Below are 12,975 nucleotides of genomic sequence, written 5' to 3'. Positions count from 1 at the left end.
ACGTGTTCTAATCTCACTCTAGGCTGGTTGGAAAACGGGCCGGAAGAACCTGTTCACTTCTGGGAGGCAATCTAGTGACGTCCATTCAACAGCGTGACGCGCAGTCGGTGTTGGCCGCCATCGACGACCTTCTGCCGCAGTTGCGCGAACGCGCCCAGGAGACCGAAGACCTGCGCAAGCTGCCCGACGCCAACGTCAAGGCGCTCGAGGACATCGGTTTCTTCCGGCTGCTGCAGCCCGAGCAGTGGGGCGGCCTGCAGTGCGACCCGACCCTGTTCTACGAGGCAGTGCGCCGGCTGGCCAGTGCCTGCGGTTCCACCGGTTGGGTCGCCGGCATTATCGGCGTGCACAACTGGCACCTGGCGCTGTTCGACCAGCAGGCCCAGGAAGACGTCTGGGGTGAGGACACCAACGTCCGGATCTCCTCGTCCTACGCGCCGATGGGCGCCGGTGTCGTCACCGAAACCGCCGACGGCTACATCGTCAACGGTTCGTGGAACTGGTCGTCGGGCTGCGACCACGCCACCTGGGCATTCCTGGGTGGCCCGGTGATCAAGGACGGCAAGCCGGTCGACTTCGGCAGCTTCCTGATCCCGATCTCCGACTACCGCATCGACGACGTCTGGCACGTGGTGGGCCTGCGCGGCACCGGCAGCAACACCGTCGTGGTCAAGGACGCTTTTGTGCCGCGGCACCGTTTCTTGTCCTACCGGGCGATGAACGACGGCACCGCCGGCGGCTACCAGACCAACACCGCGCCGGTCTACAAGATGCCGTGGGGCACCATTCACCCCACCACCATCTCGACGCCGATCATGGGCATGGCCTACGGCGCCTACGAGGCACACGTCGAGCACCAGGGCAAGCGGGTGCGTGCGGCGTTCGCCGGGGAGAAGGCCAAGGACGACCCGTTCGCCAAGGTCCGGATCGCCGAGGCCGCCAGTGACATCGACGCCGGCTGGCGTCAGCTGATCGGCAACGTCGGCGACGAGTACGCGCTGCTGTCCGCCGGCCAGGAGATCCCGTTCGAGCTGCGGGCCCGCGCCCGGCGTGACCAGGTCCGTGCCACCGGCCGGGCCATCGCCTCCATCGACCGACTCTTCGAGGCGGCCGGTGCCACCGCGCTGTCCAACGACGCTCCGGTGCAGCGGTTCTGGCGTGACGCGCATGCGGGTCGGGTGCACGCCGCTAACGACCCGGAGCGCGCATACATGATCTTCGGTAACCACGAGTTCGGGTTGCCGCCCGGCGACACCATGGTCTGATCGGAGGTACTGCCGATGAGTATCCGATCATTGGGCTACCTGCGGATCCAGGCCACCGACATGGCTGCCTGGCGGGACTTCGGGTTGAAGGTCCTCGGCATGGTCGAGGGATCCGGTGCCACCGAGGGGGCGCTGTACCTGCGGATGGACGAGTTTCCCGCCCGGCTGGTGATCGTGCCCGGAGACACCGACCGGCTGCTGGTATCCGGTTGGGAATGTGCCAATGCTGCAGGGCTCCAGGAGATTCGGCAGCGCTTGGAAGCCGAGGGCACGCCCTACAAGGAAGCCACCGGCGCGGAGCTGGCCGAGCGCAACGTCCAGGAGATGATCGCGTTCGACGACCCGTCGGGCAATCACCTGGAGGTCTTCCACGGGGTGGCGCTGCAGCACCGCCGCGTGGTCAGCCCCTACGGCCACCGGTTCGTCACCGAAGAGCAGGGCCTGGGCCACGTGGTGCTGTCGACCAAGGACGACGCCGAGGCGCTGCACTTCTACCGCGACGTGCTCGGCTTCCGGTTGCGTGACTCGATGCGGCTGCCCCCGCAGATGGTCGGCCGCCCCGCTGACGGCGACCCGGCCTGGCTGCGATTCTTCGGCTGCAACCCGCGTCACCACAGCCTGGCCTTCCTGCCCATGCCGACTCCGACCGGAATCGTGCACCTGATGGTCGAAGTGGAGAGCGCCGACGACGTCGGGCTCGCCCTGGACCGCGCCTACCGTCGCAAGGTGCCGATGGCCGCCACCCTGGGGCGGCACGTCAACGACAAGATGCTGTCGTTCTACATGAAGGCGCCCAGCGGTTTTCAGATCGAATTCGGCTGCGAGGGCCTCGAGGTCGACGACGACGACTGGGTGGCCAGGGAGAGCACCGCGGTCAGCCTCTGGGGACATGACTTCACTGTGGGTATGCAGTAGCAGTGACTGACGACCTCTCGATCGACCCGCGTGCGTTCCGCAACGTACTCGGCCAGTTCTGCACCGGCATCACGATCATCACCACCGTGGATGAGGATGTGCCGGTCGGCTTTGCCTGTCAGTCATTCGCCGCGCTGTCGCTGGACCCACCGCTGGTGCTGTTCTGCCCGACCAAGCAGTCGCGGTCCTGGCAGGCCATCGAATCCAGCGGAAAGTTCTGCGTCAACATCCTGGCCGAGGAGCAGAAGGACGTCTGCGCCCGCTTCGGCTCGCGGGAACCGGACAAGTTCGCCGGGGTGGATTGGAACCCGTCCCCGCTGGGCTCGCCGATCCTGGCCGGGTCCCTGGCCCACATCGACTGCACGGTGGCCTCGGTGCACGACGGTGGCGACCACTTCGTGGTGTTCGGTGCGGTGCAGTCGCTGTCGGATGTCCCGGAGGTGAAGCCGCGGCCGCTGCTGTTCTATCGCGGCGACTACACCGGCATCGAGCCGGACAAGACCACTCCGGCGCACTGGCGCGACGACCTGGAGGCGTTCCTCACCGCCACCACCGACGACACCTGGCTGTAGAACTGCCGCACCGGTGGCTACCATGCACCGGGTGAAGCGACTTGGCTGGTCGGCGGTGGCGACGCTCGCCTACGCCGCGGTGATGCTGGTGCTGGAGCGCGGGATGCGCAAGACGGGTGGCCCCGGCATCATCGGCTTTGAGCTGGCCGGCAATGCCCAACGAGTTCAGGAGATCTTGGCGGTCTGGGGTGCCGACGGCCGGCGGTGGGCACGGTGGTCCCTGTGGCTCGACTTCGGTTACATGCTCACCTACGGGGCCTCGGCGCTGTTGCTCATCGAGCATGTCCGCAGTCGCCACGGTCATCCGACCTTGTTGCGGCTGTTGCCGATCGGGGCGGTCGCCGGCGATGCGCTCGAGGGGGTGGCACTGCTCAAGGCCCTCGACGGCGTCGACGTCGACACGAATGCCCAGCGTGCGCGTAGCGCGGCACTTACCAAGTTCGCCTTGTTGGCGGTCGGGCTGGCTTACACCGTCGTCGGGGGAGTTCGCCGGCGGTCATGAGCCGTGCCAGCATCGCTGGTGCTCGGCGTGCGTGCGCAGATACGCTCCCGGGCCATAGAACTCGTCGTAGAAGTCGGTGTCCAGGTGCTGGGCCTGCAGGTACATCAGCACGTGCACGGTCGGGACGGTGCCCGGCAGCTTGCCGAAGGTGTCGTAGATGTAGGACGCCTCGCAGGTGACCAGTTCGGCGATGCCGTCCGGCGGCAGTGCCGAACCGCGCACTGCCGCGCTGTCCGACCACGGCCCCGGGGTGTCGGGGTGTGATGGCCCGCCCGGTCCGAACTTGCGGGCCACCAGCTTGCGCACACCCTCGGCGACCGATGCGACATGCGGGGGAGACAGCGTCTCGAAGTGGCCGGGTAAGCCAGTGACATTCGGGAACGGCCAGCGCGGATCGGTGTCGGCGACGAATCCCAGCCCGGGGGCGCGCGGGTCGCCGGAGCCGCCCAGCACCGACAACCGGTCCAGGCCGTCGAAGATCCAGCCGCCCAAACCCATTGCCTGCAAGCCGAGTGCTCCATTGTGGGCCGCGATGGACAGCTCGGCGCTGGCCTCGGTCAGGGTGTACTGCTCCACGAAGGACAGCGGTATTGGGTCGTCGGCGTGCGCCAAACCGGAAAACCCTTGCAGCCCAGGGATGTCGCGGCCGTTGATGTCATCGGTGATCGGATAGCCGTTGGCCGCGAAGAACCACAGGTTCTCCAGTAGGTGTTCGGAAAGGTCTGCCACGTTGAATGCCAGCAGACTGCCCGGGTGGTTGCCGATCCAGGTGTTGTGACCCTCCATGTAGGGCTCTTCGGCGGGCAGCTGCAGGCGGGAATCCGAGAGGCGCACATAGGAATCAGCGGTGTGGCTGATCCACTGTTCGACGGTCTCGAACGGCTGGGGCGGCTGGTCGCGAGTGGGCAGCAGGTAGCAGCCGGTGTCGTCGGTGAAGAACAACTGGCTGGTGTGAAATCCCGCCGCCGACGGCATGGCCCGCCCGGTGGCGCTGCCGGGGTAGTTCGGCAGCGCCGGGGCGTACCCGGGATGGTGCGCGATACCGTCGTGCCAACCGGTGGTCCCGGCCATCAGCGACAGCAGCAGCGCCCGTTCGACCTCGGACAACGGCTGCACCGGACGGCGGCTCGTGTAGGCCAGCGCACCGGCCGGAATGGTGCCGCCCACGGGGAACCGCCGCGACCGGCGTCCGGTGATCGCGGCGAACAGCCCGAAACCGGCCGCCTGCGCCAGCGCGGCTCGTTCGTGGTCATTGATCGCCAGGGCCAAGGCGGCGACCTACTTGCTGACGGTCTCCAGCAGGGTGGCCAGCTGGGTCGGTGAGACCGCGATGCCGCACTGGCTCTTCAGGTCGGTGAGCGGCTGGGCGATGCCCTGCAGGGTGGCCAGCTGGTCGAGGTGACCGATGAAGTAACCCTGCACCGAAGACTTGGCCTGGTCCGCCGGCATGGTGGCCGCCGAGGTCAGCACGTCGTTGGTCTCCGGGTGGTCATTGAGGAATCCGCCGGCCTGGCTCAACACGCCACTGGCAGTGTTGGCGAGCCCGGCGGCCGTGCAGGCTCCAGGTGCGGCGTCGGCCGGGTTGCTGGCCGTCAGCGTGGATGCGGCCACCGCCCCGAGGATGCCGAGGGCTGCCGCGCCGAGCGCCAGGCGGGAAGTCGTGGTGATGCGCATAGCAGTGGTCCCTTCGATCAGGTATTTCCAGCTTGGAAGGTAAACCTACCGGAGCGGCAGCCAACCGCGGAGTCGGCGCAATGCTTCCTCGATATCGGCGGTGGGGCCGGCGAACGAGAGCCGGACGTAGGTGTTGCCGCGCTCGGTGTCGAAGTCGACCCCCGGCGTCAGCGCAAGACCGGTGTCGGCCAGCAGGCGCGCACAGAAGGACAGCGAATCGTCGGTGTACTCCGCGACATCGGCATAGACATAGAACGCCCCGTCGGTGGGAGCCAACTTCTCGATGCCCATGCTCCGCAGCCCACTCAGTAGCAGCTCCCGGTTGGCGGCGTAGTGCCGCAGGTGGCCTTGCGCTTCGGCGATCGCCTCCGGCGTGAACGCGGCGACCGCCGCATACTGGGCCAGCACCGGAGGACAGATGGTGAAGTTGCCGGTCAGACAATCCACCGCGCGGCGCAGTGCCGGCGGCACCAGCAGCCAGCCCAACCGCCAGCCGGTCATCGCAAAGTACTTCGAGAAGCTGTTGGCCACCACCGCGTTTCGTGACGTCTCCCACGCACAGCTGGTCTGCGGGGCGCCGTCGTAGACCAGGCCGTGGTAGACCTCATCGCTGATCAGTCGCACCCCGGTGGCGTCGCACCAGGCGGCGATCGCGGCCAGCTCCGCCGGCTCCATGACGGTCCCGGTCGGATTGGCCGGGCTGGCGACGATCACCCCGGCCAACGGCCCTTCGATCTCGGCCAACATCGCTGCGGTGGGCTGGAAGCGGGTCTCGGGCCCGCACGGGATCTCGACCACCTCGCAGCCCAGCGCGGTCAGGATGTTGCGGTAGCAGGGATAGCCGGGGCTGGCGATCGCCACCCGGTCGCCGGCGTCGAAACAGGCCAGAAACGCCAGCAGGAATCCGCCCGACGAGCCGGTGGTCACCACCACGTCGTCGGGGTCGACGGACAGCCCGTAGCGGTCGGCGTATGAGCCGGCGATGGCCGAGCGCAGCTCCGGGATGCCCAACGCGACGGTGTAGCCCAGTTCGTTGGCCTGCAAGGCCGCCGCGGCGGCGGCACGCACCGGCTCGGGCGCACCCACGCTGGGCTGGCCGGCCGACAGGTTCACCAAATCGCCATGGCTGCGCTGGCGTTCGGCGGCGGCCAGCCATACGTCCATCACGTGGAACGGCGGGATACCGGCGCGCAGCGCCGTGCGGTCGAGAGGATTGGTCATGCAATCACCCTGTCATCAGTTGACGGAGGAACCGGGTGGAGTCCGGCATGGAGGCGAGCACCGTGCCCGAATGGTCTTGGTCGGGATAGATGTGCAGCTCGACATTCTGGCCGTTGTCGATCAGCTGCTGATAGAGCGTCTGACTGGACCGGGGCGGCACGTCGGTGTCGCGCAGGCCGTGTCCGAGAAATATCGGCCGGTCATACCCGTCGGTCGGGGTGCCCATGAAGCGATCGAGCGCCGCTCCGATGCCGTCCAGCGAATTCACCGGCGCGCTGAACAGCTCATTCAGCGTGGTTCCCGCCACCTGCTGATCCAGCTCTGTTTTGCACACCGTTTCCGCCCGGTCTGCCAGCTCGCGTCCGCGGGGAGTCAGCACACTGTCGAGGGGAATCTCGGGAAGCGCTTCGCGCAGGGCGGCCACGATGTAGGACGTGTAGCTGATCGCCGCGGGCGGCACCGACTGCGGCGGCAGATCGGGTCCGGCCTCCATGACCAGCCGTTCGATGTTGGCCGGCGTCCCGGTGGCCACCACGCCGCGATAGTCCAGGCCGGTGCCGGCGGTGAGCCTGCCGGCCCACCAGGCACTGTTGATCGCCGCGCCGCCACCCTGGGACTGGCCGACGATCGCCCACTTGGGGGACAGCGGCAGGTCCAGCTGGTGGACGGCTCGCACCGAGTCGATCACCGAGTGCGCTTCGGTGGCGCTGTTGAGATAGCTCATCAGCCCTGGCGTGCCGAGCCCGACGTAGTCGGTGCCGACCACCACATAACCCTGGTCGAGCCAGTGCGACAGATATTCGTTGTCGCGGGGAATGCGTGGCCGGGCCGAGGGGGTGCAGTCGTCGCCGAGGCCGACGGTGCCGTGCGCCCAAGCGATCACCGGCCACCCGCCGGCCGGGGGCGCCCCACGGGGCACGAAGACCGCGGCGGTGCTCACCGCGGGCCGGGCGTGCTGATCGGGCGTGGCGTACAGCATCCGGAATGCATTGGCGGCGCCGGTCACCGACAACGCCGGGTCGAGCGGCACCGAGGCGATCAGATCCCCCTCGGCGGGAATGGGACCCGCGTACGCGCGGGCGTCCAGCCTCGACCACTGCGGCCCCGGGTCGGCGGCTGCCGGTGCGGCCAGCGTCAGGGCGACCAGCCCGGCTGACAGCGAGGCGGCAGCCAGGCGGCGGGCCACGCTCATGTGTTCAGGGCCAGGAAGGTGAACGGCTCGGCCACTTCGAAGTCCGACGATGTCTCCCCGGCGAAGACGTTGCTGTCGTCGGAGCCCAGGTCGAGCTTGCGTACCGCGGCGCCCTCGGCGAAGTCGAGCTTGGCCAGATCCACCCAGAACACGTTGGGCGTCAGCGCCGACTCGAAGCAGTACAGCTTGCGGGTGTGGTGGGCGACCGTGCGCCAGCGGGTCGAGGAGATATTCGGCTCGCCCGGTGTAGAAATGCCGAACGGCACCGACACGTTGCGCACCACGCTGAGTACCGAGGCGAGTGCGATCTTCATGTCGTCGGATTTCGGAATCGCGTTGACGTAGAACGAAGCCCGGGCGAACCGGTCCGCGGCCCGATTGGTGCCCGGCAGCATGACGGTGCCGCCGAGCTGCTCCCAATAGGCGTTGACCGCGAGCTGCTGATCAAAAAGTGGCGAGTTCGTCATCACCTGGTATTGCCGCCCGTGGTGGATCACCTGCTTGCCGTCAACGTATTCGACGATCGCGCTGTCACCAGTCGCGTCTGACAGTGACAGGTGCAGGGTGGCCAACCGGTCCTCGCCAGGGACGCCGTCGGTAACCACATCGAACGCCTCGGTGCTCAGCGCTGCGACGGCTTCGGCGACGGTGGCGAAGTTGTCCAAGGCGTATTGCGCCCATACCGAGATGCACAGTCCGGGCCGGCTTCCGTCGTACTTCGGATACACCGACTCCGCCAGCCAGAGCAGGTTGGCGGACAGCCCGGCTTCGTTCAAGCCGTCGGTTGTGCAGATGTCGTAGCCGGTGGCCACCACACTGCCGTACTTTGCGGTCCACGTGGCGGAGTTCGGCCCGGCCCGGCCGTCGCGTTTCACGCCCCGCGGCAACGACCACAAATTGGTCGCCAGATCCAGCTTCCAGTCCATGGACCGGCCGGTGATGATGTTGCCGTTCGGGCCGAGATAAACCAGTCGGGTGCACATGCGGCTACCGTACGGGGCTGCTACAGCACCTCGGCCTGCAACCGGCGAAGATGCTGTGCCGGCAGGCCGAACAACTGTGAACTGCCATGCGCGCGTTTGAAGTACAGCTGGATGTCACTTTCCCAGGTGATCGCGATACCGCCGTGCAGCTGCACGGCCTCGCCGGCGACCTTGCTGAACGCCTCGCTGGCGACCACGCGCGCGAGCGCGGCCGAGGTCGGCGAAGGTTCGGCGATGGCGTCGTCGACAACGGCGCGCGCTGCCGACACGGCCACGTACAGGTCGGCCATCCGGTGCTTGAGCGCCTGGAAACTGCCGATCGGCCGGCCGAACTGCACCCGGCTCTTGGTGTACTCCACGGTCAGATCCAGGCAGCGGGCCGCGGCGCCGATCTGCTCGGCCGCCAACAGGATCGCCGCGTAGTCCGCGATACCGGGGTCGTCCCCGATGGGCGCGGTGGCGGTGGCGGTGATCCGGCCCAGGCGCCGGGTGGGGTCCATGGTGGCCACCGGCTCGGTGCTGAACTCGGTCCAGCGCTGCAACTGGCCGTCCTGGGCGCCCACGACGATCTCGGCGATGTCACCGTTGGCCACGGTGTTGTCGTCGCCGAACACGACCGCTCCGATCGCGCCGCCTTCCGCCAGCTGTTCCAATGCTTCGGCGTCGGGCTCGGGGGCGGCCAGTAGCGCCAGCTCGGCCAGGATGGTGCCCAGCAGGGGCGTGGGCACCAGCGCCTTGCCCAGCTCCTCGAGAACCACTGCGGCGTCGCCCAGTTCGCCATCGGCGCCGCCGAGCTCCTCGGGCACCACCAGGGCTGCCGCGCCGACCTGCTCGCACAGCAGCTGCCACAGGGTCTCGTCGTAGCCGCGCTCGGATTCCATCGCCACCCGTACTGCCTCAGGGGTAGCGTGCTTGTCGACCAGTGCGGCTACGGTCTGGCGCAGCAGGTCGCGTTCGTCGTTACGGGCCGCCATCTAGATCGCCTCCAACACTCGCCGCCGGTGTGCGGTCGCATCCCCCCACGCGGGACGCAGGGCCTGCACCCGCAGCAGCCACAGCGACAGGTCGCACTCGCTGGTGAAGCCGATCGCACCGTGGGTCTGCAGCGCCGAATGCGCGGCCAGCAGGGCGGCGTCGGACGCGGCCACCTTGGCGGCGCTGACGTCGCGGGCCGTGTCGGCCGAGTTGTCGGCGAACGACAGGGCCGCCCCGTACACCAGCGGGCGGGCCAACTCGAGCGCGATGTGCACGTCGGCCAGCTTGTGCTTGATGGCCTGGTAGCCGCCGATCACCCGACCGAACTGGGTGCGCTGCTTGGCGTAGTCGACGGCGATGTTCAGCATCGCCTGCCCGGCCCCGATGAGCTGCGCGGCGGTGGCCAGGGCGCCCAACTCGTAGGCGCGAGCGGTATCGGCATTCCAGGAGTCGCCGGTCGCGGTCACGTCGAAGACGCCGCGGCTGGGGTCCACCGAGGCGTGGCGGGCGCCGACCTGTGCCGTGCTCGCCTGGCCGTTCTCGGCCAGCAGCACCACGTCGGCGGCCTGAGCATCCAGGGCCCGCGGGGTGTGCGGCGGCAGTGCCACGGTGGCGATCAGCTCACCGGCGGCCAGCCCGGCCAGCTGTGATGCGGCATCAGGTGAGCCGGCCAGCAGAATCGGTGCCACCGCGATGGATTCCACCACCGGCCCCGGCACGCACCAGCGGCCGAGCGCCTCGATGGCCAACACCAGGTCGACGGGATGGGCGCCGATGCCGTCGAACTCCTCCGGCACCGCCAGCGCGGTCACGCCGAGTTCGGCCAGCTGATTCCACACCTGACGGCCCCGCTCGGCGTCACCCTGCGACCAGGCGCGCACCGCGCCGGGCACGTCGGCGGCACCCAGGGCGGCGTCGATGCTGGCCGCAAAGTCGCGCTGCTCTTGGTCTAGATCGAATTTCATTTCTTCTCCCGGGGCAGGCCCAGCAGCCGCTCGGCGATGATATTGCGCTGAATCTCGTTGGTGCCGGCGTAGATCGGGCCGCCGAGCGAGAACAGGTAACCGTGGGTCCAGGCGTCGGCGAGTTCGCCGTCGGCGCCGCGGATGTCCAGGCCGGTTTGGTGCAGGGCAACGTCGAGGTCCGACCAGAACACCTTGGTCACCGAGGACTCCGCGCCCAGCTCACCGCCGGCCTCCAGCCGGGTCACGGTGCCGAACGTCTGCAACCGGTAGGCCTGAGCCTTGATCCAGGCGTCGGCGACGCGGTCGGTGAACACCGGATCGCTGCCGTGCTGGCGCCACATGGCCGCCAACTTCTCGGCGCCGACCAGGAACCGGGCCGGGCTGCGCAGGCTCATGCCGCGCTCGTTGCTCGACGTGCTCATTGCGGCGCGCCAGCCTTCGTTCGGCACACCGATCACGTCGTTGTCCGGCACGAAGACATCGTCGAGGAAGATCTCGCCGAAGCCGGTCTCGCCGCCGAGCTGTTCGATGGCACGCACGGTGATGCCGTCGGCTTTCAGGTCGAACATGAAGTAGGTCAGGCCGTGGTGGCGCTGGGCTTCGGGGTCGGAGCGGAACAGCCCGAAGCCGCGCTCGCCGAATGGGGCCCGCGAGCTCCAGATCTTCTGCCCGTTGAGCTTCCAGCCGCCGTCGACCTTGGTGGCCGTCGAACGCAGCGACGCCAGGTCACTGCCGGACTCTGGCTCCGACCATGCCTGCGCCCAGATCTCCTCGCCGCTGGCCATCTTCGGCAGGATGCGGTCCAGCTGCTCTTGGGTACCGTGCGCAAACAGCGTCGGCGCCAGCATCGAGGTGCCGTTGGCGCTGGCCCGCCCCGGTGCGCCGGCGCGGAAGTACTCCTCCTCGTACACCACCCACTGCAGCATGCTGGCGTCGCGCCCGCCGTACTTCTTCGGCCAGGCGATCACCGACAGGCCGGCGTCGAAGAGCACCTTGTCCCAGCGGCGGTGCTGCTCGAAACCCTCGGCGGTGTCGTAGGACTCGGTCGGGAACTTGTCCTTATTCGCGGCCAGGAAGTCGCGAACTTCGGCGCGAAATGCCTCGGTCTCGTCATCGAAATTCAGGTCCATCAGGCCCACTCTCTCAATTCATGCTTGACCACCTTGCCGCCGGGATTGCGCGGTAGGGAGTCGGTGAAGGTCACCGATCGCGGTGCCTTGAAGTTCGCCAAATGTTCACGGGCGTAAGCGATCACCGCTTGTTCGTCGAGCGTCGATCCGGGTCGGCGCACGATGAAGGCGCGGCCCACTTCGCCCATCCGTTCATCGGGAACGCCGATCACCGCCACGTCGGCCACGCCGTCGAGGCGGGCCAGTGCCTGCTCGATTTCGGCGGGATAGACGTTGAAGCCTCCGGAGATATACATGTCCTTGAGCCGGTCGGTGATCCGCAGGTTTCCGGCCGCGTCCACGGTCCCGATGTCGCCGGTGTGCAGCCAACCCTGCTCGTCGATCGCCGCGGCGGTGGCCTCCGGGTCATCGAGGTAGCCGAGCATGATGTTGGCGCTGCGCAGCAGCACTTCACCGGAATCCGAGTCGCCGCCAGTGCTTTCCAGCCGCAGCTCGAAGTCGCCGATCGGACGCCCGCAGGTGGTGGCGACGGTGACGGCGTCGTCATCGGCCCGGCACATGGTGCCGAACCCGCCGGACTCGGTCAGCCCATACGCGGTGAGCACGATGTCGATGTCGAGTTCGGTCTGCATCCGCTCGATCAGCACGACCGGGACGGTGGCCGCTCCGGTGACCGCGAACCGCAGCGAGCTCAGGTCGTGTTGGTCACGCTCGGGGTGATCCAGCAGGGTCTGGTAGATGGTGGGCGGCCCGGGCAGCACGGTGATCCGGTGGGATTCTATGGCGTGCAGCGCAGCGGCCGGGTCGAACGTGACCTGCGGAATCAGGGTGGCCCCGGTCTGCAGGCAGGCCAGGATGCCGGCCTTGTAGCCGAAGTTGTGAAAGAACGGGTTGATGCACAGGTAGCGGTCCTGCGAGGTCATCTGACCACACTCCGCCCAGGCCGCCGGGCCGGCCAGCGACTGCCGGTGCGCGCAGAGCACGCCCTTGCTGCGGCCGGTGGTGCCGGAGGTGAACAGGATGTCGGACAGATCCTCGGGTCCGACGGCGGCGGCGCGGGCGTCGACGTCGGCGGCCGGCACCGCGGCACCGGCGGCGATGAACTCGTCCCAGGTTCCGTCTGCCACCTCGACGGGCACGCGGACAACGTGCTGCAGGTCGGGCAGCTGGTCTCGGTCCAGTTCGGTGAGCCGGTCGGTCTTGAGGAACCGGCCCATGCCCACCAGCACCTTGGCCTTGCTGCGGGACAGGATGTCGGTGGCCTCTGCGGCGGTGTAGCGCGTGTTCAGCGGCACCAGCACGCCGCCGGCGTAGTGAGTGCCCAGGCAGGTGATCACCCAGTGCCAGGTGTTGGGCGACCAGAGCGCAACCCGGTCGCCGGGTTGCACGCCAAGGGCGATCAGGGCCGCGGCGGCCCGCCGCACTTCGTCGCGCAGCGCCGCGTAGGTGAAGCGCTTGTCCTCGGTGACCAGGGCGTCATGGTCGGGCAGCGCACGCGCGATGTGGTCCAGGGCCGCAGGTGTGGTCTGCGGTTCTGTACTCATAGGCGCTGCTCCTCCCCGTCGCTGTACTCGGCATCGC

General features: G+C 68.2%; 13 protein-coding genes. 4 read left to right on the top strand and 9 right to left on the bottom strand.

The features are described from left to right. Positions 1-74 precede the first annotated feature (74 nt). The 4 genes from hsaA to ACKY0X_RS20155 are packed head-to-tail and all read left to right on the top strand — an operon-like array spanning position 75 to position 3,254. Positions 75-1,265, top strand: a complete 1,191-nt coding sequence (gene hsaA, locus ACKY0X_RS20170; protein ID WP_409427441.1) for a 3-hydroxy-9,10-secoandrosta-1,3,5(10)-triene-9,17-dione monooxygenase oxygenase subunit — start codon at positions 75-77, stop codon at positions 1,263-1,265. A 15-nt stretch (positions 1,266-1,280) separates the two neighbouring features. Next, positions 1,281-2,180 carry an iron-dependent extradiol dioxygenase HsaC gene (hsaC, locus tag ACKY0X_RS20165; protein WP_409427440.1) on the top strand — a complete coding sequence of 300 codons (900 nt, stop codon included), beginning with the start codon at positions 1,281-1,283 and terminating at the stop codon, positions 2,178-2,180. A gap of 20 nt (positions 2,181-2,200) precedes the next feature. Next, positions 2,201-2,752 carry a 3-hydroxy-9,10-secoandrosta-1,3,5(10)-triene-9,17-dione monooxygenase reductase subunit gene (gene hsaB / locus ACKY0X_RS20160; RefSeq protein WP_207543119.1) on the top strand — a complete coding sequence of 184 codons (552 nt, stop codon included), beginning with the start codon at positions 2,201-2,203 and terminating at the stop codon, positions 2,750-2,752. Between the two features lie 31 nt (positions 2,753-2,783). Then, positions 2,784-3,254, top strand: a complete 471-nt coding sequence (locus ACKY0X_RS20155; protein WP_409427439.1) for a hypothetical protein — start codon at positions 2,784-2,786, stop codon at positions 3,252-3,254. On the opposite strand, the gene ACKY0X_RS20150 is transcribed toward ACKY0X_RS20155, so the two are convergent. From ACKY0X_RS20150 to fadD3, 9 genes are read right to left on the bottom strand one after another with little or no spacing between them, the layout of a single operon-like run. Then, positions 3,249-4,523 carry a hypothetical protein gene (locus tag ACKY0X_RS20150; protein WP_409427438.1) on the bottom strand — a complete coding sequence of 425 codons (1,275 nt, stop codon included), beginning with the start codon at positions 4,521-4,523 and terminating at the stop codon, positions 3,249-3,251. The two genes, ACKY0X_RS20155 and ACKY0X_RS20150, sit on opposite strands and share 6 nt — an antisense overlap. Positions 4,524-4,532: 9 nt before the next feature. Further along, positions 4,533-4,928 (bottom strand): heme-binding protein, encoded by a 396-nt coding sequence (locus ACKY0X_RS20145; protein ID WP_409427437.1) that lies wholly within the window; start codon positions 4,926-4,928, stop codon positions 4,533-4,535. 45 nt (positions 4,929-4,973) lie between these two features. Beyond that, complete coding sequence (locus ACKY0X_RS20140) at positions 4,974-6,149, bottom strand: pyridoxal phosphate-dependent aminotransferase (RefSeq protein WP_409427436.1); 1,176 nt, start codon at positions 6,147-6,149, stop codon at positions 4,974-4,976. Positions 6,150-6,153: 4 nt separating this feature from the next. Beyond that, positions 6,154-7,341, bottom strand: coding sequence for an alpha/beta hydrolase family protein (locus ACKY0X_RS20135; protein ID WP_409427435.1), 1,188 nt, complete (start codon positions 7,339-7,341; stop codon positions 6,154-6,156). Continuing rightward, entirely contained in the window at positions 7,338-8,324 is a 987-nt protein-coding gene (locus tag ACKY0X_RS20130) for a linear amide C-N hydrolase (protein ID WP_409427434.1), read from the bottom strand. The genes ACKY0X_RS20135 and ACKY0X_RS20130 overlap by 4 nt, the downstream gene beginning before the upstream one ends. 20 nt (positions 8,325-8,344) lie before the next feature. Next, complete coding sequence (locus ACKY0X_RS20125) at positions 8,345-9,298, bottom strand: acyl-CoA dehydrogenase family protein (RefSeq protein ID WP_409427433.1); 954 nt, start codon at positions 9,296-9,298, stop codon at positions 8,345-8,347. Beyond that, complete coding sequence (locus ACKY0X_RS20120; protein ID WP_409427432.1) at positions 9,299-10,264, bottom strand: acyl-CoA dehydrogenase family protein; 966 nt, start codon at positions 10,262-10,264, stop codon at positions 9,299-9,301. It lies immediately after the preceding gene. Continuing rightward, on the bottom strand, positions 10,261-11,394 hold the full coding sequence (locus tag ACKY0X_RS20115; RefSeq protein ID WP_409427431.1) for an acyl-CoA dehydrogenase family protein: 1,134 nt from the start codon (positions 11,392-11,394) through the stop codon (positions 10,261-10,263). Before ACKY0X_RS20115 ends, ACKY0X_RS20120 begins: the two co-directional genes overlap by 4 nt. Beyond that, complete coding sequence (gene fadD3 / locus ACKY0X_RS20110; RefSeq protein WP_409427430.1) at positions 11,394-12,938, bottom strand: 3-((3aS,4S,7aS)-7a-methyl-1,5-dioxo-octahydro-1H-inden-4-yl)propanoate--CoA ligase FadD3; 1,545 nt, start codon at positions 12,936-12,938, stop codon at positions 11,394-11,396. The genes ACKY0X_RS20115 and fadD3 overlap by 1 nt, the downstream gene beginning before the upstream one ends. Between the last annotated feature and the right edge of the window lie 37 nt (positions 12,939-12,975).

It is taken from the genome of Mycobacterium sp. SMC-11, assembly GCF_046250095.1.
Classification (GTDB): domain Bacteria; phylum Actinomycetota; class Actinomycetes; order Mycobacteriales; family Mycobacteriaceae; genus Mycobacterium; species Mycobacterium heraklionense_A.
This window is presented reverse-complemented; position numbering and strand designations above follow the sequence as displayed.

Coding starts and splice junctions, on each gene's coding strand:
- hsaC (WP_409427440.1), top strand. CDS start 1,281: ATGAGTATCCGATCATTGGGCTACCTGCGGATCCAGGCCACCGACATG.
- ACKY0X_RS20145 (WP_409427437.1), bottom strand. CDS start 4,928: ATGCGCATCACCACGACTTCCCGCCTGGCGCTCGGCGCGGCAGCCCTC.
- ACKY0X_RS20140 (WP_409427436.1), bottom strand. CDS start 6,149: ATGACCAATCCTCTCGACCGCACGGCGCTGCGCGCCGGTATCCCGCCG.
- ACKY0X_RS20135 (WP_409427435.1), bottom strand. CDS start 7,341: ATGAGCGTGGCCCGCCGCCTGGCTGCCGCCTCGCTGTCAGCCGGGCTG.
- ACKY0X_RS20130 (WP_409427434.1), bottom strand. CDS start 8,324: ATGTGCACCCGACTGGTTTATCTCGGCCCGAACGGCAACATCATCACC.
- ACKY0X_RS20125 (WP_409427433.1), bottom strand. CDS start 9,298: ATGGCGGCCCGTAACGACGAACGCGACCTGCTGCGCCAGACCGTAGCC.
- ACKY0X_RS20120 (WP_409427432.1), bottom strand. CDS start 10,264: ATGAAATTCGATCTAGACCAAGAGCAGCGCGACTTTGCGGCCAGCATC.
- ACKY0X_RS20115 (WP_409427431.1), bottom strand. CDS start 11,394: ATGGACCTGAATTTCGATGACGAGACCGAGGCATTTCGCGCCGAAGTT.
- fadD3 (WP_409427430.1), bottom strand. CDS start 12,938: ATGAGTACAGAACCGCAGACCACACCTGCGGCCCTGGACCACATCGCG.